The organism is Agromyces salentinus (genome assembly GCF_009749395.1).
Taxonomy (GTDB): domain Bacteria; phylum Actinomycetota; class Actinomycetes; order Actinomycetales; family Microbacteriaceae; genus Agromyces; species Agromyces salentinus.
In genome coordinates this window covers 272,838-295,677 of the sequence record NZ_WBIR01000006.1, presented here as the reverse complement: position 1 = coordinate 295,677, position 22,840 = coordinate 272,838, and the positions used below count along the sequence as shown (strand labels likewise).

The window sequence follows — 22,840 nt, the reverse complement described above, 5'->3', positions numbered from 1 at the left end:
AGCAGACCGGTCGAGCCCTAGGCGTGATGCCGCACGCGCACCCAGACGGGCGGATGCGGCATCCGATGTTCTCGGTAGAGCCGATTCGCGAACGGCGCCCAGATGATCACGGCGATGCCGACACCGACGAGGAGCCCGCCGAGCGTGTCCGAGATCCAGTGCGCGCCGAGGTAGGTGCGGCTGAACATCATGAGCAGCGTGTACACGGCCCCCGTCACCCAGACCCAGGTGCGCAGGAAGATCAGGCCGAGCGCCGCGGCCGTCACGGCCGCATTCGCGCTGTGTCCTGAGGGGAACGACCCGAAGTCGGGCTGCACCAGGATCTCCTCCGGCCGCGGACGCGCGACGATGACCTTGATGACGCGCGTCACGGTGGCACTCGCGATGGTCGCCAACAGGTAGTAGCCGGCGGCCCACGGCCTTCGGAACAGCAGGAGCCCGCCGATGACCAGGGCCGGAACCGCGAAGGTCGAGAGGAGGCCGCCGCCGACGGCGTTGAACACGAGGGCGGGCGTCGTGAGCCAGTCGGCCCGGTTGGCGGCGAGACCGGCCATGAACTCGACCTCGAATCCGAACGGCTTGTCCTGCCCGCGATAGACGAGCACGAGCGCCAGCACGGTGACCAGGGCGAGCGCGGCGCCGCCCGACACGACGGGCCAGAAGCGGGCCACCCGCACGGCTGCGGGAGCGGTGGAGGCGGGGCTCGGCGCGTGCGGCTCGGAGTCGTGGGCCGGCCCCTGCCGGTCGCCGCGCGGGGTGCCGTCATCGGGCGACTGCTCGTCCATGCCGCTCACTCCGACCGGTCGCGCTCCGGCGCCCCGGTCGCCTCCGACGAGCGGGCTTCGGATGCCTCCACCTCGGCGGGGGTCCCGACCCGCACGGTGCGCCAGGTGTCGACCGCGATCACGAGGCCGAGCACGACCAGCGACAGCGCGATCGATGCGAGGGCATCGGTCGCCCAGTGGTAGCCGAGGTAGATGCGGCAGGCGGCGGTGAGCAGCACGATGACGGATGCCCCGACGAAGGCGAGCACGGTGATCACGGGCCGGCGGTGCCGCGAGAACACGAGGTACGTCGTGATGAAGAGGAAGTCGGCCACGCCCATCACGTGGCCTGAGGGGAACGACGAGGTGTGGTCGATCTCGAGCATCATGTCGCCGACCGGCGGACGCTCTCGCGAGATGACGGGGGCCAGGACCTGCACGATGATCACGCCGAGGAGCATGCCCCCGGCGAGCAGCAGGGGCCGCCACGCGTGCTTGGCCAGGAGGCCCCAGGTGACCGTCGTGACGAGGATGATGACGGGCATCGCGATCGGGCCGAAGACGGTGGCGAGCACCGTCATGACTACGGTGAGCCACTCGGCGTGGCTGCCGTCGAGCCAGCGCTCGACGGGGGCGTCGACCATGGACACGTCGTCGGCCTCGAGCACGGAGTCGAAGATGAAGAGGAACGCCGCGAGGCCCGCGACGATGAGCAGGGCGGCCACGATGAAGAGGTTTCGCTTCGCGGAGGCCGGCAGGACGCGCTCCTCCACCATGAATCGCTCGTGGAAGCGGCGCAGCTTGCCGGGTCGCTCGGTGGTCTCGGTCATGTCGGGCCTCTCAGCCGCGGCCCGCTCGGGCGTCGGGATCGGCCCCTTCACCGTACGGCCGCTCCGCCGCAGCGCTGAGGCATTGCGCGTGGCGAGGCGAACTGCTAGCCCTCGTCTCGGACCCATCGGTCACGCCGAACTGGCGGACCGGAAACTCCCGGTCAGAGGCGCATTCCTTCGAACTGATTTGGCGAGCGACGCGCGAGCGGCATACGGTTGACGACGGCCCTCACGGGCCGAACAACCCAGTCCGCGCCCCTGGCGGATGCCGCCTCGGCGGACGTTCCACCGGGTCGTACGGTTCTGCGCGTGGTGCACCGCCCCGATGGCGATGCGCGCTGGAACCGGGATTCGCACGACGTGCCGTCGCGCTTGAGTCCCGGATTCCCGGATCGCCGGAACCCGGCCGTGACGCGTGCGCACAGCGATGCCCTGCACCCGGCCTCGATGGTCTGCATGCGCGCCCTTGGAGCACCCTGCGATGTCCGAACATCACAGCACGAACCCGCCTGCCCTCGAGGTCAGGAACCTCACCAGATTCTTCGGTCGGAAGCCGTCGGAGGCGCTCGAACGGCTGAGAGCCGGGGCCTCGCGCGAGGACCTCGCCGGCCTCGGCACCGCCGCGGTGATCGACGTCGACTTCGATGTCCGCCAGGGCGAGATCTTCGTCGTCATGGGCCTGTCGGGTTCCGGCAAGTCGACGCTCATCCGGATGCTGAACGGTCTCGTCGAGCCGACGGTCGGTTCGGTCTCCGTCATGGGCCACCCGATCACGGGCGTCGGCGCTGCGAAGCTCCGTGAGGTGCGCCGCACGCACATCGCGATGGTGTTCCAGCACTTCGCCCTGCTCCCGCACCTGAACGTGCTCGACAATGCCGCGTACGGCCTCGAGGTGCAGGGGGTGCCGCTCGCCGAGCGCCGCGCGAAGGCCGAGCGCGTGCTCGACCGCGTCGGCCTCGGCGGCTGGGGCGAGAAGCTCCCCTCCGAACTGTCCGGCGGCATGCAGCAGCGCGTCGGCCTCGCCCGAGCGCTGGCCGCCGACGCCGACATCCTCCTCATGGACGAGGCGTTCAGCGCGCTCGATCCGCTCATCCGCCGGGAGATGCAGGAGCAGCTCATCGAGCTGCAGCAGGAACTCGGCAAGACCATCGTGTTCATCACCCACGACCTCAACGAGGCGATGTTCCTCGGCGATCGCATCGCGGTCATGCGCGACGGCCGCGTCGTGCAGATCGGGTCGGCCGAGGAGATCCTCACCGACCCCGCCGACGACTACGTGGCCCAGTTCGTGCAGGACGTCGACCGCGCGCGGGTACTGACCGCCGGCAACGTGATGGAGGCGCCGCGCGCCGTGGCATCCGCGTCGGCAGGACCGCGCGCGGCCCTCCGCGCGATGCGCGACCTCCAGACCTCCATGGTCTACGTCGTGGCATCCGGCCGGCGCCTCGTGGGCGTCGCCCACGACCGGGACGTGCTGCGACTCGTGCGGCGCGGGGAACGATCGCTCGAGGGCGCGATCACCGACGACTACGCCGCCGTCGGACCGGACGTGCTGCTCAGCGACCTGCTCGAGAGCTCGGTCGAGCAGGCGCTGCCCCTCGCCGTCGTCGACGAGGAGGGCCGGCTCCTCGGCGCGGTGCCCCGCGTGACGCTGCTCGCCGCCCTCGGCAACGTCTCGACGGACACCGCGGAGCTCCAGGCACTGCAGACGCCCGCGACCGTCTCGGCCGAGGTCATGAACGCGACCCTGCGAGAGACCGCGGCCGCGGCGCCGCCGGACATCCCGCAGCAGGTCGGCGAACCCACCGCGTTCGAGGGGAGCCGCGCGTGAACGACCTCGACTTCCGCCTCCCGCTCGGCGACCTCGCCGAGGGGTTCATCGACGTGCTCACCGACACGCTCGGCTGGTTCTTCCAGATCGTCCGCGCCGTCTTCCTCGCCTTCTACGACGCCGTCGAGTTCGTCCTGGTCACCCCGCCGTTCTGGCTCGTGATCCTCGCGCTTGCCGCGGTCGCCTGGGCGGTGAAGGGCTGGAAGCTCGCCGTCGGCACCGCGATCGGCCTCCTCGTGATCGTCGGCGTCGACCAGTGGGAGCACGCGATGGAGTCGCTCGCCCTGGTACTCGTCGCGAGCACGATCGCCATCGCGATCGCCGTGCCCGTCGGCATCTGGACCGCCCGCTCGGAGCTCGCCTCCAAGCTCGTGCGGCCGGTGCTCGACTTCATGCAGACCATGCCCGCGTTCGTGTACCTTATCCCGGCGCTGATCCTCTTCCGCGTCGGCGTCGTGCCCGGCATCGTCGCCACGATCGTGTTCGCGATGGCGCCCGGCGTGCGGCTCACCGAGCTCGGCATCCGCGGCGTCGACCGCGAGGTCGTCGAGGCCGGGCACGCGTTCGGGGCGTCGCCCGCCCGCATCCTGCGCCAGATCCAGCTGCCCCTCGCGATGCCGAGCATCATGGCCGGCGTCAACCAGGTCATCATGCTCTCGCTCTCGATGGTCGTCATCGCCGGCATGGTCGGCGCCGGCGGGCTCGGCGGTGACGTGGTCGCCTCGCTCAACCGCATCGACGTCGCCCTCGGATTCGAGGCGGGCCTCTCGGTGGTGATCCTCGCGATCATCCTCGACCGCATCACGGGGGCGCTCGGTGCCGGCCGCGGTCGCGGAGCCGGGCGCCGCGCCCGGACGAACTCGCCAGCGGATGCCGGAACGGGCACCACGCCGGCAGACCCGTCGCGTGAACGCGCGGCGCTCCCCAACACCCGCGACCCACAGCTCGCGGGAGGAAAGGAAACACCATGAAGAAGTCCACGCTCACCGGAGGCCTCGCGCTCGGCGCGGCATCCGCCCTGCTGCTCGCCGGATGCTCGGCCGGAGGCGCCGGCGACGCCGGCGAGGCGCTCGAGAACGGCGACCGGAAGGACGTCACCATCGCCGTGTTCAACGGCTGGGACGAGGGCGTCGCGGCCAGCGAGCTCTGGAAGGCCGTGCTCACCGAGCAGGGCTACGACGTCGAGCTCGAGTACGCCGACCCGGCGCCCGTCTACAGCGGCCTCGCGAGCGAGGACTACGACGTGACGCTCGACACGTGGCTGCCGATCACGCACGCCGACTACGTCGAGGAGTACGGCGAGGACATCGTCGACCTCGGGGCCTGGAACGACGAGGCGAAGCTCACCATCGCCGTGAACGCGGATGCCCCGATCGACTCGCTCGACGAACTGGCCGACAACGCCGACCTGTTCGGCAATCGCCTCGTCGGCATCGAGCCCGGCTCGGGCCTGAACCGGGTCACGAGCGAGGAGGTCATCCCGGGCTACGGCCTCGAGGACCTGGAGTACCTCACGAGCTCGACGCCCGCGATGCTCTCCGAGCTGACCGCGGCCACCGATGCGGGCGAGAACATCGCCGTGACGCTCTGGAGCCCGCACTGGGCCTACGACGCGTTCCCGATCAAGGACCTCGCGGACCCGCAGGGCGCGCTCGGCAGTGCCGAGGGCATCCACTCGTACAGCTCGGCCTCGTTCGAGGAGACCCACCCGACGCTCGCCGGCTGGCTGCAGGCCTTCACGATGGACTCCGAGCTGCTGTACTCGCTCGAGAACGCGATGTTCAACGAGAACGACTCCGACGACTACGCGCCCGTGGTCGAGCAGTGGATCTCCGAGAACCAGGAGTACGTCGACTCGCTCACGGCCTGATCCGAGCAGGACGAGCACGTCGAATACGACGAGCACGAGCGGATGCCGCGGCGCAGCGTTGCTGCCCGCGGCATCCGTCTGCCCGCGGCATCCGCGTGGCCTGCCCGGCGGTCGGCCCCCAGGCCTCAGTGCGTGAAGGCCACCACCTGGCCCTCGACCGGCATCGGGGATTCGAGGGCGTCGAGGTACGCGACCGACTCCTGGATGTCGAGCACGAGCGACTCGGCGAGGTTGCGGCTCAGCCCGTTGCGCACCACGATGCGCTGCACGACGAGGTCGGAGATGTCGTCGGGCATCGGGTAGGCCGGGATCAGCCAGCCCTTCAGGCGCAGGCGCTCCGACAGGTGGTAGAGGTTCCACTTGTCCGTGTGCCCGGGCGTGAGCTGCCAGGCGAACACCGGGATGTCGGTGCCGTCGTTCCACAGGTCGAACGCGTCCATCTTGCCGATCTCGCCGGAGAGGTAGACGGCGACGTCCTGCGAGGCCTGCTGCACCTTGCGGAAGCCGTCCCACCCGAGGCGGAGGAACAGGTAGTACTGGAGCAGCACCTGGGCGCCCGGCCGCGAGAAGTTGAGCGCGAAGCTCGGCATGTGCCCGCCGAGGTAGGTCACGTCGAAGACGAGCTCCTGGGGCAGGTCCTCGACCGTGCGCCAGACCACCCAGCCGAGACCGGGGTAGACGAGGCCGTACTTGTGCGCGGACGTGCTGATCGAGACGACGCGCTCGACCCGGAAGTCCCACTCGAGCTCGGGCTGGAGGAACGGGGCGACCATGCCGCCGGATGCCCCGTCGACGTGGATCTTTACGTCGAGTCCGGTCTCGGCCTGGATCCGGTCGAGGGCGGCGGCGATCTGCGCGATCGGCTCGTACATGCCGGTGTACGTGACGCCCATGATGCCGACGACGCCGATGGTGTTCTCATCGACGTACTTCTCGAGGTCGTGGCCGTCGAGCACCTTGTGCTCGTCGCTGATCGGCACGTACCTGGCCTCGACGTCGAAGTAGTTGCAGAACTTCTCCCAGCACACCTGCACGGCGCTCGAGAGGATCAGGTTCGGCTTCTCGGTCGACTTGCCCTCGGCGCGACGCGCGAGCTGCCACCGCCGCTTCAGGGCGAGGCCGCCGAGCATGCAGGCCTCCGACGAGCCGATCGTGGAGGTGCCGATGGCGCCCTCGGCGCTCGGGGCGTTCCAGAGGGTGGCGATCATCTTCCAGCAGCGCGTCTCGATCGCCGCGGTCTGCGGGTACTCGTCCTTGTCGACCATGTTCTTGTCGGCCGACTCGGCGTACAGCTTCGTCGCGAACGGGTCCATCCACGTGCCGACGAAGGTCGCCAGGTTCAGGCGCGCGTTGCCGTCGAGCATCGACTCGTCGTGCACGACCTGGTAGGCGGTCTCGGGCAGTGACTCGCGGTCGGGCAGTCGGTTCAGCGGGAAGTCGGTGGCTTCGCCCTCTCGCGCGAAGATCGGGTTCAGTTGATTGCTGTCCCCGATGCCCGAGAATCCCCGGGTCGGGCGATCGGTCCGGTTCGGTGCGCCGTCGCCGCTCGCCGCGTTCGATCGAGGCGTGAGATCCGTCATGTGCTTCCCCCTGTGTCCTGCTCCGTCATTGCGTCGAACTGAGCGCGCCGGAGACGGCGGGGGTCGGGTGTCGATCCCCCAACAGACGGCCCAATCACCGAGTGTGGCCCTTGGGTGACAGGCCGTCAATAGGTCGGACACCCCCGGGATCGGGCTGAGTATGGTGGGACCGGCGGGCCGCGGGAGGTCGTGATCCCGGAGGCCGCCGACGCGGCGTCTGCCGCCTGGGCGAAGGGCGACCTGAATGCGAGCGGATGTCCCGACGAGCACTCCTCCCGGAAGCGTGGCCGGCGGCAGCGATGCCGGGCGCCGGCAGCTCAGGCTCCGGCGCGAGGCGTGGGGCTTCGCGATCGGCTCCCTCTGCTTCTTCGTGGGCGCCCTCCCCTGGTATGCCGCGTGGGTCGGCGCGGTCGGTGCCGCGGCCACGTTCGTCGTGGGCTCCGTCTTCTTCACGCTGGCCGCGTTCATCCAGCTGAGCCTCAGCGGGCGACGCATCCCGCGGCGGGGCACCAACCGGGCCGACCGCTGGGACTGGTGGGCGGCGGCCGTGCAGTTCGCAGGCACGCTCCTCTTCAACATCAGCACCGCGGCCGCGCTCGCCGCGGCGCTGGCCGACCCGGAGCGCCTCGGGGCCGGGTGGCGGCCCGACGCCTGGGGATCCGCCGCCTTCCTGGTCTCGAGCGCCTTCGCGGTCGTGGCGACCAAGGATCGCGGCTCGCTGTGGGACCGGCATTCGCGGACCTGGCACGGCACATGGCTGAACCTGCTCGGCTCGATCGCCTTCGCGGCCTCGGCCGTCGGGGCCTACGTGGTGCCGCAGACGGACACGCTCGTGAGCGCGTTCTGGGCCAATCTCGGCACGATCATCGGCGCGCTCTGCTTCCTCGCCGCGGCGCTGCTCTCGCGACGCGCGATCGGCCCGAAGGCCCCGGTCCAGGTCGAGAGCCGGGACTAGTCGACGTTGTGCCGCAGGTACTCGCGCACGAGCTTCTCGGGAGCGGTGGCCGCCCACGCCTCGGCGACGACCTCCGAGAGCCGGCGCCGTGGGATGCGATCGAGGTGCACGAGCACCGTGGCGTAGCCGTCGAAGTGCGGTGTCGTGAAGAACACCGACGGGTCCTCGGTGGTGAGCGCGAGCTTCACGGCCTCGTCCTCGGTCTTCGCCGCCAGCACCGGGCCGCGCTGTTCGGCGATGCCGAGGGAATCGAGGTCCGCGCGGCGCAGCGGCCGTTCCAGCACGAACGCCTTCGCCCGCACCTTCCATTCGAGCTTCCCGCGCGAGGAGACGTGCTCGCTCGCCTCGGGGAGGCTCAGCGCGAGCTCGCGCACGTCGTCCCAGGTCGCCATGCGCGTCAGGCTACGCCTCCGGATGCCCCGGCGCAGCACCGGAGGCACGACGTCGCGCACGCGGCATCCGCTCGATTCGGCCGTCATCGGCCTCTCTGGTAGGCTGTTCCTTTGGCTGGGCACTCCACTGTCCAGACCGCGACACTCCCCTTCCAGACTCCGCGAGAAATCGCGGGCCTCGGCGTGGGGAGGGTCAGCAGACAAGAGACCTTGGGAGGGGCATCCGCCCCTCGGTATTGGAGGAAAGACCAATGGCAGCAGTGTGCCAGGTGACTGGAGCCGTTCCCGGCTTCGGCCACAACATCTCGCACTCGCACCGCCGGACGAAGCGCCGCTTCGACCCGAACGTGCAGAAGAAGACCTATTACGTGCCGTCGCTTCGTCGTAACGTCACCCTGAACGTGTCCGCCAAGGGCATCAAGGTGATCGACGCCCGCGGCATCGAGACGGTCGTCAAGGACATCCAGGCTCGTGGGGTGAAGCTCTAATGGCGAAGCAGCAGGACATTCGTCCCATCATCAAGCTCCGTTCGACGGCCGGCACCGGGTTCACGTACGTGACCCGCAAGAACCGTCGCAACAACCCCGACCGTCTCGTGCTCAAGAAGTACGACCCCGTGGTGCGCAAGCACGTCGACTTCCGAGAGGAGCGCTAAGACATGGCGAAGAAGAGCAAGATCGCGCGCAACGAGCAGCGCAAGGTGATCGTCGACCGCTACGCGGCGAAGCGCCTCGAGCTGAAGAAGGCCCTGATCGACCCGAACGGCACCGACGAGAGCCGCGAGGCCGCTCGCGTGGGCCTGCAGAAGCTGCCCCGCAACGCCTCCCCGATCCGCGTCCGCTCGCGCGACGCGATCGACGGCCGCCCCCGCGGTGTCCTCACGAAGTTCGGCGTCTCGCGCGTCCGCTTCCGTGACATGGCGCACCGTGGCGAACTGCCCGGCATCACCAAGTCGAGCTGGTAAGGCCTAGCCTCACCGCTTCCTGAAGAGAGGCGTCCCGGATCTCCGGGGCGCCTCTCTTCTGCGTTCCGGAGGCCCTCCGCGCGCGTATCGCGCGTCGAACGGGGTCGGCGACGCCGCTCTCCGGCGTCGCCGGGCCGGCGCCCCAGACGGCGTCCGCGGTCTCCCGGTCGAGCGCCCGCGGCATCCGACACGCCGGGCCGAGTTGCTCGAAAAGGCCGGAAATCCGCGAGTTTCCGGGGTTCTCTGCTACATTCGAGGCGGCCCGATCGGCCACGGGGGCGGTTGAACGATCGTTCCCGAGAACTCACAATGCTGTACAGAACAGCGAAGGTCCGAGGAGGACATTCAATGGCTGACAAGTCGCTCAACAAGACCGAGCTCGTCGCGAAGGTCGCTGCGTCGACCGGACAGAGCCAGGCCACCGTCGACGCCGTTCTCGGCGGCCTCTTCGAGGCGTTCGCAGAGGCCGTCGGCTCCGACACCAAGGTCTCGATCCCGGGCTGGCTCGCCGTCGAGCGCACCTCGCGCGCCGCGCGCACGGGTCGCAACCCGCAGACCGGTGCCGAGATCCAGATCCCGGCCGGTCACTCGGTCAAGATCTCGGCCGGCTCGAAGCTGAAGGCCGCCGCGAAGTAGTCTCCGCGACATCGAAGGGCGTCCGGCTCCGGCCGGGCGCCCTTCGTCGTTCCCGGCGGCCGCTCGCCGCCGTGCGGATGTGCCGGATTCCGGAGTTCCGGCCCGACGCGCCGCGCCAGAGGCCACGACACGCGGTCAGTCGTCGAGAAGTCCGGAATTCGGCACGAGCGGATGCCGCGGCGCGGGCCTCGCCCCGACCGAGGCGCCCGCGGGCGCGGCCCGGGCCGTAACCGCCTGTGGGCTGGCGGAGCCCCGCCGACGCGTAGGCTTGTCCGGTGCCCCGCTCCGTCCGCGTGTTCGGCCCTGCCGTCCTCATCGTCGCCGCGCTCGCGGCGACGGTCGCGGCGCTCGCGTACGGCGGGGGAGCGGCGCCGCAGCTGATCCAGGACCCGGGGGCCTTCTCCCGGTGGGGCCTGCCGATCGCGAAGCTGTTCGTCAACCTCGGCGCGGCCGGCATGATCGGCTCCCTCGTGCTCGCCGTGTGGGCGCTCGCCCCGAAGCGACGCGAGTTCGATGTCGCGCTCGACGTGGCTGCGGCATCCGCTGCGGTGTTCACGGTCGCGAGCGCGGTCACCGGCCTGCTGACCTTCCTCGTGGTGACCGGCGTGCCGCTGAGTCTCGGCGACACCTTCGGGGCCCAGCTCGGGCAGTTCCTCACGTCGATCCCGCTCGGGCAGTCGTGGCTGACCACCACGCTCATGGGTGCGGCCGTGACGGTGCTCTGCTTCGCGGTGCGCAACCACACGGCGGTGCTCTTCGTCACGGTGCTCTCGGTGGCCTCGCTCATCCCGATGGCGCAGCAGGGGCACGCGGCGGGCACGGCCGGCCACGCCGCGGCGATCACCGCGCTCGGGCTGCACCTCATCTTCGCGGGCGTCTGGCTCGGCGGCCTGCTCACGATCGTGCTCCTGCGCCGCGAACTCGACGCGAAGCGCCTCCCGATCGTGCTCGCGCGGTACTCGACCGTCGCCCTCATCAGCTTCATCGTCGTCGCGGTGTCGGGGTACGCGAGCGCCGCGCTCCGCATCGGCACGTGGGACCAGCTCGCGAACCAGTACGGCGTGCTCGTCATCGTGAAGGTGCTCGCGCTGCTCGCGATCGGCGGGTTCGGCGCCCTGCAGCGCCGGTACCTCATCGGGCGGATGTCGCGAGGCGGGTCCTCCGGCGTGCGGGAGTTCTGGCTCATCGTCGTCGGCGAGCTCGTGTTCATGGGCATCGCCTCCGGTGTCGCCGCGGCGCTCGCGCGCACCGCCACCCCGGTGGGGGAGGAGCCGGGCACGATCGCACGCACGCCCGCCGAGATCCTCACCGGTGAGCCGCTGCCGCCGTGGCCCGAGCTGTGGCGGTACTTCACCGAGTGGAACCTCGACCTGCTCTGGATCTTCGCGTGCGGGTTCGGCATCTTCTTCTACGTCGCCGGCGTGTGGCGCCTGCGACGCCGCGGCGACGCCTGGCCCGTGTACCGCACGGTGCTCTGGGTCGCCGGCATGCTCCTGCTCGCATACGTCACCAACGGCGGCGTGAACGCGTACGAGCAGTACCTGTTCTCGGCGCACATGGCGGCGCACATGGTGCTGACGATGGCGGTGCCCGTCCTGCTCGTGCCCGGGGCTCCGGTCACGCTCGCGGCGCGCGCCATCCGTGCCCGGAAGGACGGTTCGCGAGGCGGACGCGAGTGGATCCTGCTCGCCGTGCACTCGAAGTTCGCGGGTTTCATCGCGAACCCGCTGGTCGCGGCCGCGCTGTTCGCGGGATCGCTCTGGGTCTTCTACTTCACCCCTCTCTTCCGCTGGACGATGGTCGACCACCTCGGCCACGAGTGGATGATCGTCCACTTCCTCATCACGGGGTACCTCTTCGTGCAGTCGCTCATCGGCATCGACCCGGTGCCCTACCGGCTCCCGTACCCGTTCCGCCTCGTGCTGCTGCTCGGCACGATGGCCATGCACGCGTTCTTCGGCCTCGCGATCATGTCGAGCACCGGCCTGCTCCTCGCCGACTGGTACGGCGCGATGGGCTGGGGCACCGACGCCCTCATCGACCAGCAGACCGGGGGCGGCATCGCGTGGTCGATCGGCGAGATCCCGACCGTGGCGCTCGCGATCACCGTGGCCATGCAGTGGCGTCGCAGCGACCAGAAGGAGTCCAAGCGCCACGACCGGCACGCCGACCGCACCGGCGACGCCGAGCTCGAGGCGTACAACGCGCGGCTCGCCGCCATCGCGGAGCACGACCGGCGCGGCTGAGCACGACCGACCGCGGCTGAGCGCGGGCCTGCGGCTGAGCGCGGACCTGCGGCTGAGCGAGGCCGGAGCCCTGAGCGCGGCCGGAGCCGCTGCCGATCCGGTCTTCAGCCGGTCTGCTGCAGCTGGATCGCGATGCTGCCGTCGGGCCTGATCGTCGTCGTGAGGGCCACCTTGAACGGCCGGTCCTCCTCGAGCTGCGAGATCTCACCGTCGAAGAGGGACTGCACCTCGACGGAGATGTGCGCGACGCCGTCGGTCGGCGGCATCTCGAACGCGCTCTCGCCCGCCGCGAGCGTGACGGGCGGGTAGCCCACGATCGACCATGCCGGATCGCCGATGACGCGGTCGTCGATCTCGATGCCGAAGGGGCAGTTGGCGGGCTGCAGCACGGGCTGCGTGGCGCACTCGTCGAGGTACGTGTCGACCTGGGCCTGGACGCGCTTGACGAAGTCCGCCGTCGGCTGGGCGTCGACGGTCACCGGAGCCGTCTTGGCCGGCTCGAGCTCCACCGTCACCGGGATGGCCTCGAGCAGGGTGTCGGCGTACCCGAACTCGTAGACGGCGGGTGCGATCGCGAGGTAGGGAGCGGTCTGGGTGAACGCGGCGAGCTCGTCGCCGGTCTTCGTGGCGCGGGTGTCGAGCGTGAGGGTCCCGACGGTGAACACGGGGTTGTGCTCCGCGGTCACGTCGACGACCGTGATCGGGCTGGTGACGAACTCCCACCGGTTGAGGAGGCCGTAGAGCGGCTCGATGGGGCGAACGTCGAACGTCGACTCCAGGATGGACGTGCCGAGCCGGTAGCTCACCGACACCGAGTGGGTGCCGTCCTCGTTGGCGGCGTCCTGCACGATCTGCACGTCTTCGGGGCCGGCTTCGATCACCCCCGATCGCAGCATCGCGCTGGAGACGTCGGCGGGCAGGCCCATGGCGGCGATGTCGTCGGCGTCGAGGGCGACGCCGGGGGTCGTCGTGGCCGTCGCCATGTCGTCCTCGGCCACCGCCTCGAGGTAGCGCTGCACGAAGTTCGCGGCACCGTACGTCGTCTGGTTGAGCCCGCCGAGGGCGGCCAGGAATGCGCTGCCGAGCAGCAGGGCGAGTCCGGCCCACCCGGCGATCGCCAGCACGGAGAGCCGGCCGCTGCGAACCCCGGCCCCAGTCACCTCGACAGTCTAAACGGGGGCGGATGCCATGAGCAGAACGTACGCGCCCGCGGCGTCGAGCGGCCGCCGGCGCCCGCGGCGCGGCATCCGCTCGCTCGAGGTCGCCACCGCTCGTCCACAGCCGAGGACGGAAGCGGATGCCCCACACCCCGGGGGCCCGGCGGCGGCGTCGCGCGCCCGCGCGGCTACAGTTGGATCGCGCCGACCGGCGGCGCGCGAGACCGGAGTACCCGTGGCCCCCCTGACCCTCACCCGCGAGCAGTCCGCGGTCTTCGAGGCGATCGAGGGAACGCGCGACCACGTGTTCGTCACCGGCCGAGCCGGTACCGGCAAGTCGACGCTGCTCAACCACCTCAACTGGAACACGCAGAAGCAGATCGTGATCTGCGCGCCCACGGGCGTGGCGGCGCTGAACGTCGGCGGGCAGACGATCCACTCGCTGTTCCGGTTGCCGATCGGGGTCATCGCCGACCACGAGATCGAGCAGAACGACGCGGTGCGCAAGATCCTGAACGCCATGGACACGCTCGTCATCGACGAGATCTCCATGGTGAACGCCGACCTGATGGACGCGATGGACCGGGCGCTCCGCCAGGCGAGGCAGCGCAGGCACGAGCCCTTCGGCGGCGTGCAGGTCGTGCTGTTCGGGGATCCGTACCAGCTGGCTCCGGTGCCGGGCGACGGCGACGAGCGGGCGTACTTCGCCGACACGTACGACTCGATGTGGTTCTTCGACGCGAAGGTCTGGCGCGAGACGGGCCTGCGCATCTTCGAGCTCGACGAGGTGCACCGCCAGCACGACGACGAGTTCAAGTTCATGCTGAACGCCGTGCGCCACGGGCGCGTGACGGCCGAGATCGCCGGAGTGCTGAACGCGGTCGGCGCCCGGCGCCCAGTGCCCGAGCACGGCGCCATCACGCTCGCGACCACGAACGGCACCGTCAACCGCATCAACGCCACGCAGCTGCATCGCCTCCCGGGCCACTCCAAGGCGAACGAGGCCGAGGTCGCCGGTGACTTCGGCGGGCGGGCCTACCCGGCCGACGAGCGGCTCGAGCTCAAGGTCGGCGCCCAGGTCATGTTCCTCCGCAACGACACCGCGATCGGCCCCGACGGGCAGCGTTGGGTCAACGGCACGATCGGCACCGTGGTCGAACTCGATCGCGACGTCCGCGTCGACGTCGACGGCGAGGTCCACGACGTCGAACCGGCCACCTGGGAGAAGTACAAGTACTCCTGGGACCCGACGCGCAAGAAGCTCGAGCGCCAGATCGTGGCGGAGTTCACCCAGTTCCCGTTGCGCCTCGCGTGGGCGGTGACCATCCACAAGTCCCAGGGGGCGAGCTACGACTCGGCCATCGTCGACCTCGGCCCTCGGGTGTTCAGCCCCGGGCAGACGTACGTGGCGCTCAGCCGGCTCACCTCGCTCGACGGGCTGTACCTCAGTCGACCCCTGCGGCCGAGCGACATCATCGTCGATCCGGCGGTCGAACGCTTCATGTCGGGCGCCGAACGCGAGATCGGCAGCGCCTGACGTTTTCCCCAGGAGCGTCGGGTTAGAATCGCGTCGACACAGCTAGGGGTGCGAGTGGGTGATCGCAGGGGGCTTACCCGGCGCAGATGGGGATCTGTCGCCGCGGCGTCCGTCGTGCTCGCGCTCGGACTCGGCCTGCAGGGCTGCTCCTTCGGTCCCGACGAGGCCGCCGCGCAGTTCGACTCGGTCGACGGCCGGCTGCCGGAGGACACCGGCGCCGCGCTCACCGGCGTCCTCGAGCAGGCGATCGCCCTGAGCGGTGCGAGCGGCGGGGTCGCGGGGGTGTGGGCACCGTGGGCCGGCTCGTGGACCGCGGCATCCGGGACGGTCTCGTTCGATGAGGGCGCCGACAAGGTCACGACCGACACGCCCTTCCGCATGGGCACGATCACGTCCGAGGTGACGTGCACCGCCGTGCTGAAGCTCGCCGACGCCGGCCGGCTCGACCTGGGCGATGACATCGCCGAGGACGTCGACTGGATTCCGGGCCTCGAGGGCGTGACCTACGAGGAGCTCTGCCGGCACACGTCGGGCATCGCCGACTACTACCCGCACCTCGAGAACGTCTTCGTGTCCAACCCCGAGCGTCCGTGGTCCGAGAACGAGCTCGTCGCCGCGGCGATGGCGCTTCCCCGCACGGGTGAGGCCGGCGAGCAGGTGCGGCCGTCCCGAACGGGCGTGCTCCTGGCCGGAATGGGCGCAAAGCGCGTGACGGGCCAGTCGTGGAACGACCTCGCCCGGGGCGAGGTGCTCGGCCCGCTCGGCATGGAGTCGACGGCGATCCCGGCCCCGACCTCGGTCGGCTCCGGCGTGCTCGGGGCCTACTCGGCGGCCGTGAACCCCGATGGCAAGCTCGACTGCAAGATCAGGTACGACGACTCCAGGCAGTCGAGCTCGATCGGTGGGTCGGCCGCGGGCGCGACCACGACCCTCGGCGACCTCCGCCGCTTCAGCGAGGCGTTCGCGACGGGGTCGCTGCTCTCTGAGAGCATGGCGGCGAAGCAGTGGAAGACGCACCCGGTCGGCGGCGACGCCCCGAGCTGGGTCGAGGCCGGCATCGGCGGCCAGAGTTACGGACCCATGCGCGGCGATGCCGGCGAGACCGCCGGCGCCCTGACGGCCGCCTTCACCGACCCCGAGAGCGGGCTGACGGTCGTGGTCGCCCTGAACAACTCGTCCCCTCCTCCCGGATTCGTCCGCGAGGTCGCGTTCGCGCTCGCCTCGATCGGGTCGAAGGCTGCGCCCGCGGAGGGCCGCGACGCCCCCATCATCGAGCTGCCCTGGTCGCTCGAGCAGGCCACGGCGAAGATGCAGGAATCCGCGCCATGCGCCGACGTCGCCGTGGAGACCACCCTCCCGGCGCCGGCCGCCGCGAAGTAGGCGCCCGCACGCTCGCCCTCGGCGCAGGCCGGGTCTCCCGCCGAGGAACCGCCGCGGTTCGTCGCCGCTGCTGCACGCCGTCCATCCGCCGCGGGCGAGGGGCCGCAGGCGGTGACCGTGACCCCGGCTGGGGAATATCGCCGACGTGCGCTATCGTTGTGCTCACACGGGTACCCGGTAGGGGTATTAGTGACGGAGAGGATCACACGATGTGCGACACGAATGACACGACCGGCGGATGCTGCAACAGCACGCTCTCGATCGGACGACCGGGCGAACGCCATGACGGCCCCGGCTCGCCTCGGCCCGCCAGTGCACCCGGACGACCGGCGGATGCCACGCCTGACGACGCGGTCGTCACGACCTTCGGCGTCGCGGGCATGACCTGCTCGCACTGCGTCGCGAGCGTCACCGAGGAGCTCTCCGGGCTGGCCGGGGTCGCCGACGTGCGGGTCGAGCTGGTCGCGGGCGGGGTCTCCACGGTCACGGTCCGCAGCGCATCCGCGCTCGACGAGGAGACGCTCGCCGGGGCCGTCGACGAGGCCGGCTACGAACTCGCCGCATCCGCGTCATGAGCGCGCAGCAGGTCGACCTCCTCGTCGGCGGCATGACCTGCGCCTCCTGCGCGGCCCGTATCGAGAAGAAGCTGAACCGCATGCCGGGCGTCGAGGCCACGGTCAACTACGCGACGGAGAAGGCCAGCGTGCGCCTGCCCGACGGCGTCACCGTCGAGGAGGCGATCGCGACCGTCGAGGCCACCGGCTACACCGCCGAGCTGCCGCCGCCCCCGCCTCGGCCCGCGCCCGCGGGTGACGAGACGCGGGGCGCCGAGCCGCATGGCGCCGACAGTGGAAGCGAGCGCGGCGAGGCGGCATCCCTTCGGCAGCGCCTGATCGTCTCGACCGTGCTCACGGTGCCGGTCGTCGCGATGTCGATGATCCCGGCCCTCCAGTTCACGAACTGGCAGTGGCTCGCGCTCGTGCTCGCCGCACCGGTCGCGGTCTGGGGCGGCTGGCCGTTCCACCGGGCCGCCTGGATCAACCTCCGGCACGGCGCCGCGACCATGGACACGCTCATCAGCGTCGGCGTGCTCGCCGCGCTCGGCTGGTCGCTCTACGCACTGTTCCTCGGGCAGGCCGGCATGCCGGGCATGACCATGGAGTTCGCGCTGTTCACGGCGCCGGGCGGGGGAGCCGACGAGATCTACCTCGAGGTCGCCTCGGCCGTGACCGTGTTCGTGCTCGCGGGGCGGTACGCCGAGTCGCGGGCCAAGCGCAGCTCGACGGCCGCCATCACGGCGCTCCTCGAGATGGGCGCGAGCGAGGCATCCGTCCTTCGCGACGGCGTCGAGGTGCGGATGCCGGTGGCCGACCTCGCCGTCGACGACCGCTTCGTCGTGCGACCCGGCGAGAAGGTCGCCACCGACGGCATCGTGGTCGAGGGCGGCTCGGCGATCGACGCGAGCATGCTCACGGGCGAGTCCGTGCCCCTGGAGGTCGGGCCCGGGGCATCCGTCGTCGGAGCCACCATCAATGTCGGCGGTCGCCTCGTGGTTCGCGCCACGCGGGTCGGCGCCGACACCGAGCTGGCGGCGATGGCACGGCTCGTCGAGCAGGCGCAGACCGGCAAAGCCGAGGTGCAGCGCCTCGCCGACCGTGTCTCGTCGATCTTCGTGCCGATCGTCATCGGGCTCTCGCTCGCGGCGCTGGTCGGCTGGCTGCTTGCCGGCGCCGGGCCCGAGGTCGCGTTCACGGCGGCCGTCGCCACGCTCATCGTGGCGTGCCCCTGCGCCCTCGGCCTCGCGACGCCGATGGCGCTGCTCGTCGGCACCGCGCGCGGCGTGCAGCTCGGGATCCTCATCAAGGGGCCGCAGATCCTGGAGTCCACCCGTCGCGTCGACACGATCGTGCTCGACAAGACCGGCACGGTCACGAGCGGGCGGATGTCGCTCGCCGCCGTCGTTCCCGCCGATGGCGAGGCCGGGGCCGAGGTGCTCCGCTTCGCCGGGGCCGCCGAGGCGGGGTCGGAGCATCCGATCGCCGCTGCCGTCACGGCCGCCGCCGCCGCCGCCGAGGCCCAGGCGTTGGCCGGTGTGGGGACCGGGGCTGCCGCGACGCTGCCCGCGCTCGAGGACTTCGCCTCGACGCAGGGGCTCGGCGTGCAGGCCGTCGTCGAGGGGCGTCTGGTCCTCGTGGGTCGCCCTGGGTGGCTCGCCGAGCAGTGGGCGGTCGAGCTGCCCACGGAACTGGCCGAGCGCCAGGCCGAGCTCGAGGCGTCGGGCGGCACGGTGGTCGCCGTGGCCTGGGACGGCCGTGCGCGCGGCATCCTGAGCGTGACCGACACCGTGAAGCCGAACAGCGCGGCCGCCGTGGCGCAGATGCGCGCGCTCGGTCTGACGCCCATGCTGGTCACGGGCGACAACGAGCGCGTGGCGAGGGCCGTGGCCGCCGAGGTCGGCATCGACCTGGTGCGGGCCGGGGTGCTGCCCTCCGAGAAGGCCGACGTCGTGCGGGCCCTGCAGGCCGAGGGCCGCATCGTCGCGATGGTCGGCGACGGCGTCAACGACGCCGTGGCGCTCGCCACGGCCGACCTCGGCATCGCGATGGGCACCGGCACGGATGTCGCGATCGAGGCGAGCGACCTGACGCTCGTGCGCAGCGACCTGGTGGCCGTCGTCGACGCGATCCGCCTCTCGCGGGGCACGCTGGCCACGATCAAGGGCAACCTGTTCTGGGCCTTCGCCTACAACGTGGCCGCGATCCCGGTGGCGATGCTCGGCATGCTGAACCCGCTCGTCGCGGGCGCGGCCATGGCGTTCTCGTCGGTGTTCGTCGTGGGCAACAGCCTGCGGCTGCGGCGGTTCCGCGGGATCGCCTGATCCGCTGGGTCGGCCGGTCCGGACGGACCGGCCGATCGGCGGGGCGCATGATGCGCTGGGTCGAATCGATTCGATAGGATGGCACGCGTTTGCCGTTCGCGGCATCCGTCCCTCATCGTGCGATCCGTCGGAGAGCCCAATGGCCACCAGCCTCACCACCGGCGCGCCCTGGCGCGTCATCCTCGTCTTCGCGATGCCGCTGCTCATCGGCAACGTCGTGCAGCAGCTCTACCAGGTGGCCGATGCGATCGTCGTCGGCCGGCACCTGGGCATCGACTCGCTCGCCGCCGTCGGCGCGACCGGCCCGCTGCTCTTCCTCCTGCTGGGCTTCGCGTGGGGCGTCACCTCCGGCTTCGCGATCCCGACCGCGCAGGCGTTCGGCGCCCGCGAACACGAGGGGGTCCGGCGATCGGTCGCGACCGGCACGCTGCTCACCGGGGCGATGAGCATCCTGCTCACCGTCGGCGCGCCGTTCATCGCCGAGCCCGCGCTGCGCCTGCTCCAGACGCCCGACGAACTGCTCGCCGAGGCGACCGTCTTCACGCAGATCAGCTTCCTCGGGGCATCCGCCGTGATGTTCTTCAACTACCTGTCGGCCATCATCCGCTCCATCGGCGACTCGCGCACCCCGCTCGTGTTCCTCACCGTCTCGTGCGTGCTGAACGTCGGCCTCGTCGTGCTCATGGTCGGTCCCCTGGGCTGGGGCGTCGCCGGCGCCGCGATCGCGACCGTCGTCTCCCAGGCGGTCTCGGTCGCCCTGTGCCTCGACTTCGTGCGCAGGCGCGTGCCCGCGCTGCACCTGCGACGCGACGACTGGCGGATGTCGCGTGCCGACCTCCGCGAGCACCTGCGGGTCGGCCTGCCGATGGGGTTCCAGGCGTCGATCATCGCGATCGGCACGCTCACCGTGCAGGTGGCGCTCAACGCCCTCGGGGCCGACGCGGTCGCGGCGTACACGACGGCCTCGCGCATCGACTCGCTGGCGGTCGCGCTGCTCGCCTCGCTCGGCCTCGCGGCGTCGATGTTCGCGGCGCAGAACATCGGCGGCCACCGACCCGACCGCGTGCGCCGCGGCGCGGTGCAGGCCACGTGGATGTCGATCGGCGCGGCCGTCGTGATCGGCGTGCCGCTCATCCTCTTCGGCGAGCAGCTCGTGCGGCTCTTCGTCGGCGACGGCTCCGACTCTGTGGTGGCCGACGCCGGGCTCATGCTCGCCGTCAACGGGTTCACGTACTCGGCCCTCGGCGTGCTGTTCGTGCTGCGCGGCACCCTGCAGGGACTCGGCCACACGATCGTGCCGACCGTGACCGGCGTGATCGAGTTGGTCATGCGCGTGGGCGCCGCGATCGTGCTGGGCGCCGCCTTCGGGTTCGTCGGCGTGGTCTGGAGCAACCCGCTCGCGTGGTTCGGGGCGGCAGCCCTGCTCATCCCGGCGTACGTGCGCGAGCACCGCCGCCTCGGGCGCATGCGCGTCGAACCGAGGACGGCGACGCCGACCACGCCCATCGCCGTCGTGGGTCCGGTCGACGGGTCGATGAACGTCGACGCCGTCGTGACGGGGTCGATCCCGGCGCAGGACGCCGGACGGTTCAGGCGGCGGCGGCGGAAGCCGGCGACATCCCCTCGGGCTCGCGACGAAGCACCGCGCGGGCGCTGACCTCCGGCGAGAGGTCGAGCCGGCGCAGGAACTGCGCGTTGACTGCGACGACGATGGTAGACAGCGACATCAGGATCGCGCCGACGGCCATGGGCATGACGAAGCCGATCGGCGCGAGCACGCCGGCCGCCAGCGGCACGGAGACGAGGTTGTAACCCGCGGCCCACCACAGGTTCTGCTTCATCTTGCGGTAGCTGGCCCGCGACAGCTCGATGACCGAGAGCACCGAGCGCGGGTCGTCGCTGGCCAGGATGACGCCGGCCGACGCGATCGCGACATCCGTTCCGGCGCCGATGGCGATGCCGACGTCGGCTTGCGCGAGCGCGGGGGCGTCGTTGACGCCGTCGCCGACCATCGCCACCCGATGGCCCTCGGCCTGGAGTTCGGCCACCTTGGCCGCCTTGTGCTCGGGGCGCACGCCCGCGAACACGCGGTCGATGCCGAGCTCGGCCGCGACCGACTGCGCGACCGCCTCCGCATCGCCCGTGATCATGACGACCTGCACGCCGAGCACCCTCAGCGCGTCGACGGCTTCCCGCGACTCGGGGCGGATCTCGTCGGCGAGGGCGAGCGCACCCACCACCTCGCCGTCGGCGAGCACGTGCAGGATGATGGCGCCCTCCTCGCGCCACGCGGACGTCGCGTCGAGCGCCTGCCGCCCGTGCCGCTCGAGCATCGCCGGGCCGCCGACCGAGACCGTGCGGCCGTCGACCACGGCCGACACGCCCTCGGCGGGCGACGCGCGGAACTCCCCGGCACGCGGCACGGCGAGACCCTGCCCATCGGCCGCCTGCACGATCGCCCTGGCGAGCGGGTGCTCGCTGTCGGACTCCGCCGCCGCGGCGAGGGCGAGCACCTCCTGCTCGGAGTGCGGCGCGACCGGGGCGACGTGCGTGACCACGGGCTCGCCCCTCGTGAGCGTCCCGGTCTTGTCGAAGAGCACGGCGGAGACGGTGCGCATGCTCTCGAGCGCGAGGCGGTCCTTGACGAGCACGCCGCCCTTCGCCGCCCGCTCGGTCGCGATCGCGACGACGAGCGGGATGGCGAGGCCGAGCGCGTGGGGGCACGCGATCACGAGCACCGTGATGGTGCGGATGACCGCGTCGTCGGGCTGCCCGAGGAGCGTCCAGGCGACGGCCGTGAGCACGGCCGCGCCGAGCGCGAACCAGAAGAGCCATCCGGCCGCGGTGTCGGCCAGGCGCTGGGCCCGCGAGGTCGAGTTCTGCGCCTCGGCGACGAGGCGGCGGATGCCGGCCAGGGCGGTGTCCTCGCCCACCGCGGAGATGCGCACCCGGATCGCCGTGTCCGTGGCGACCGTGCCGGCCACGACCGGATCGCCGGGGCCGCGGGCGACCGCGTGGGACTCGCCCGTGATCATCGACTCGTCGACGTCGGCCGTGCCCTCGGTGACGACACCGTCGGCGGGGACGCGGCCGCCGGGGCGCACGATGACGAGGTCGCCGACGACGAGCTCGGAGGGGGCCACCGTCACGACGTCGCCGGTGCGCGGGTCGAGGCGTTCGGCCTCGTCGGGCAGGAGCGCCGCGAGCGACTCGAGTGCCGAGGAGGTCTGCGCGAGCGAGCGCATCTCGATCCAGTGGCCGAGGAGCATGATGACGATGAGGAGCGCGAGCTCCCACCAGAAGTCGAGTTCGTGGTGGAGGATGCCGAGGCTCGCTCCCCACGACGCGAGGAACGCGACCGTGATGGCCAGCGCGATGAGCAGCATCATGCCCGGCTTGCGCGCCTTCAGCTCGGAGACGGCGCCCGTGAGGAACGGTCGGCCGCCCCAGACGTACATGACGGTGCCCAGCACGGGTGAGATCCACGCGACCCACGCGGCATCCGGCAGCGGGTAGCCGAGGATCGAGGCGAACATGCCGCTGAAGCCGATGACGGGGACCGCGAGCGCGAGCATGATCCAGAACAGGCGACGGAACTGGCCGACGTGATCGCCGTGGCCCGCGTGGCCGCCATGGCCCTCGTGGCCGCCATGACCCTCATGGCCCGCGTGGTCTTCGTGCCCCATGGGCGCGTCGTGCTGGCCGTGCAGGTCGTGGCCCGCCTCATCGGGGTGGGTGTGCTCGTCGTGGGCATGCGTGGGGTGCGTGGTGTGCTCGTGCCGCTCGCTCATGCCGCCACCATATACCCCCTAGGGGTATG

Annotated in this window: 20 protein-coding genes; 14 read left to right on the top strand and 6 right to left on the bottom strand. The window is 71.2% G+C overall.

What is annotated here, in order from left to right; all coding sequences use genetic code 11:
• Positions 1–17: 17 nt before the first annotated feature.
• Together GQQ95_RS08530 and GQQ95_RS08525 are read right to left on the bottom strand one after the other, a co-directional pair.
• The gene (locus GQQ95_RS08530) at positions 18–785 is read right to left on the bottom strand and encodes a phosphatase PAP2 family protein (protein ID WP_157427220.1); all 768 of its coding nucleotides are present in this window, start codon (positions 783–785) and stop codon (positions 18–20) included.
• Between the two features lie 5 nt (positions 786–790).
• Positions 791–1,594 (bottom strand): phosphatase PAP2 family protein, encoded by an 804-nt coding sequence (locus GQQ95_RS08525; RefSeq protein WP_157427219.1) that lies wholly within the window; start codon positions 1,592–1,594, stop codon positions 791–793.
• 481 nt (positions 1,595–2,075) lie between these two features.
• On the opposite strand from GQQ95_RS08525, the gene GQQ95_RS08520 reads away from it, so the two are divergent.
• The 3 genes from GQQ95_RS08520 to GQQ95_RS08510 are packed head-to-tail and all read left to right on the top strand — an operon-like array spanning position 2,076 to position 5,295.
• On the top strand, positions 2,076–3,425 hold the full coding sequence (locus tag GQQ95_RS08520; protein ID WP_157427218.1) for a quaternary amine ABC transporter ATP-binding protein: 1,350 nt from the start codon (positions 2,076–2,078) through the stop codon (positions 3,423–3,425).
• Positions 3,422–4,396, top strand: coding sequence for an ABC transporter permease (locus GQQ95_RS08515; protein ID WP_157427217.1), 975 nt, complete (start codon positions 3,422–3,424; stop codon positions 4,394–4,396). The genes GQQ95_RS08520 and GQQ95_RS08515 overlap by 4 nt, the downstream gene beginning before the upstream one ends.
• Positions 4,393–5,295 (top strand): glycine betaine ABC transporter substrate-binding protein, encoded by a 903-nt coding sequence (locus GQQ95_RS08510; protein WP_157427216.1) that lies wholly within the window; start codon positions 4,393–4,395, stop codon positions 5,293–5,295. The genes GQQ95_RS08515 and GQQ95_RS08510 overlap by 4 nt, the downstream gene beginning before the upstream one ends.
• A gap of 125 nt (positions 5,296–5,420) precedes the next feature.
• Here GQQ95_RS08510 and gad read toward each other — a convergent pair whose 3' ends face one another.
• Positions 5,421–6,875, bottom strand: coding sequence for a glutamate decarboxylase (gene gad, locus GQQ95_RS08505; RefSeq protein WP_157427215.1), 1,455 nt, complete (start codon positions 6,873–6,875; stop codon positions 5,421–5,423).
• 244 nt (positions 6,876–7,119) lie between these two features.
• Between gad and GQQ95_RS08500 the strand changes: the two genes are divergently transcribed.
• On the top strand, positions 7,120–7,830 hold the full coding sequence (locus GQQ95_RS08500; RefSeq protein WP_170297020.1) for a YrhK family protein: 711 nt from the start codon (positions 7,120–7,122) through the stop codon (positions 7,828–7,830).
• Here the strand turns inward: GQQ95_RS08500 and GQQ95_RS08495 are convergent.
• A complete protein-coding gene (locus GQQ95_RS08495) occupies positions 7,827–8,222 on the bottom strand; it encodes an MmcQ/YjbR family DNA-binding protein (protein WP_157427214.1) in 396 nt (131 codons plus the stop codon). The two genes, GQQ95_RS08500 and GQQ95_RS08495, sit on opposite strands and share 4 nt — an antisense overlap.
• A 251-nt stretch (positions 8,223–8,473) precedes the next feature.
• On the opposite strand from GQQ95_RS08495, the gene rpmB reads away from it, so the two are divergent.
• The 5 genes from rpmB to GQQ95_RS08470 all read left to right on the top strand — a co-directional run bounded on the left by rpmB (position 8,474) and on the right by GQQ95_RS08470 (position 12,068).
• Complete coding sequence (gene rpmB, locus GQQ95_RS08490; protein ID WP_157427213.1) at positions 8,474–8,710, top strand: 50S ribosomal protein L28; 237 nt, start codon at positions 8,474–8,476, stop codon at positions 8,708–8,710.
• Positions 8,710–8,877 carry a 50S ribosomal protein L33 gene (gene rpmG, locus GQQ95_RS08485; protein WP_055853968.1) on the top strand — a complete coding sequence of 56 codons (168 nt, stop codon included), beginning with the start codon at positions 8,710–8,712 and terminating at the stop codon, positions 8,875–8,877. The genes rpmB and rpmG overlap by 1 nt, the downstream gene beginning before the upstream one ends.
• Positions 8,878–8,880: 3 nt before the next feature.
• Positions 8,881–9,186, top strand: a complete 306-nt coding sequence (rpsN, locus tag GQQ95_RS08480) for a 30S ribosomal protein S14 (RefSeq protein WP_156998430.1) — start codon at positions 8,881–8,883, stop codon at positions 9,184–9,186.
• Positions 9,187–9,534: 348 nt separating this feature from the next.
• A complete protein-coding gene (locus tag GQQ95_RS08475) occupies positions 9,535–9,822 on the top strand; it encodes an HU family DNA-binding protein (RefSeq protein ID WP_157427212.1) in 288 nt (95 codons plus the stop codon).
• 275 nt (positions 9,823–10,097) lie between these two features.
• Positions 10,098–12,068: a bifunctional copper resistance protein CopD/cytochrome c oxidase assembly protein gene (locus GQQ95_RS08470; RefSeq protein ID WP_212275357.1), complete on the top strand. Its 1,971-nt coding sequence runs from the start codon at positions 10,098–10,100 to the stop codon at positions 12,066–12,068.
• A gap of 104 nt (positions 12,069–12,172) precedes the next feature.
• Here the strand turns inward: GQQ95_RS08470 and GQQ95_RS08465 are convergent, their stop codons facing one another.
• Positions 12,173–13,228, bottom strand: coding sequence for a hypothetical protein (locus GQQ95_RS08465; RefSeq protein ID WP_157427211.1), 1,056 nt, complete (start codon positions 13,226–13,228; stop codon positions 12,173–12,175).
• A 232-nt stretch (positions 13,229–13,460) separates the two neighbouring features.
• On the opposite strand from GQQ95_RS08465, the gene GQQ95_RS08460 reads away from it, so the two are divergent.
• The 5 genes from GQQ95_RS08460 (at position 13,461) to GQQ95_RS08440 (ending at position 20,677) form a co-directional block, all read left to right on the top strand.
• Positions 13,461–14,762, top strand: a complete 1,302-nt coding sequence (locus GQQ95_RS08460) for an ATP-dependent DNA helicase (RefSeq protein WP_157427210.1) — start codon at positions 13,461–13,463, stop codon at positions 14,760–14,762.
• A gap of 114 nt (positions 14,763–14,876) precedes the next feature.
• The gene (locus GQQ95_RS08455) at positions 14,877–16,142 is read left to right on the top strand and encodes a serine hydrolase domain-containing protein (RefSeq protein ID WP_170297019.1); all 1,266 of its coding nucleotides are present in this window, start codon (positions 14,877–14,879) and stop codon (positions 16,140–16,142) included.
• Positions 16,143–16,351: 209 nt separating this feature from the next.
• The gene (locus GQQ95_RS08450; RefSeq protein ID WP_157427208.1) at positions 16,352–16,717 is read left to right on the top strand and encodes a heavy-metal-associated domain-containing protein; all 366 of its coding nucleotides are present in this window, start codon (positions 16,352–16,354) and stop codon (positions 16,715–16,717) included.
• Positions 16,714–19,020, top strand: a complete 2,307-nt coding sequence (locus GQQ95_RS08445) for a heavy metal translocating P-type ATPase (RefSeq protein ID WP_157427207.1) — start codon at positions 16,714–16,716, stop codon at positions 19,018–19,020. The genes GQQ95_RS08450 and GQQ95_RS08445 overlap by 4 nt, the downstream gene beginning before the upstream one ends.
• A 139-nt stretch (positions 19,021–19,159) precedes the next feature.
• Positions 19,160–20,677 (top strand): MATE family efflux transporter, encoded by a 1,518-nt coding sequence (locus tag GQQ95_RS08440; protein WP_157427206.1) that lies wholly within the window; start codon positions 19,160–19,162, stop codon positions 20,675–20,677.
• Here the strand turns inward: GQQ95_RS08440 and GQQ95_RS08435 are convergent.
• On the bottom strand, positions 20,610–22,811 hold the full coding sequence (locus GQQ95_RS08435; protein WP_157427205.1) for a heavy metal translocating P-type ATPase: 2,202 nt from the start codon (positions 22,809–22,811) through the stop codon (positions 20,610–20,612). The genes GQQ95_RS08440 and GQQ95_RS08435 overlap by 68 nt on opposite strands.
• Positions 22,812–22,840: the final 29 nt, after the last annotated feature.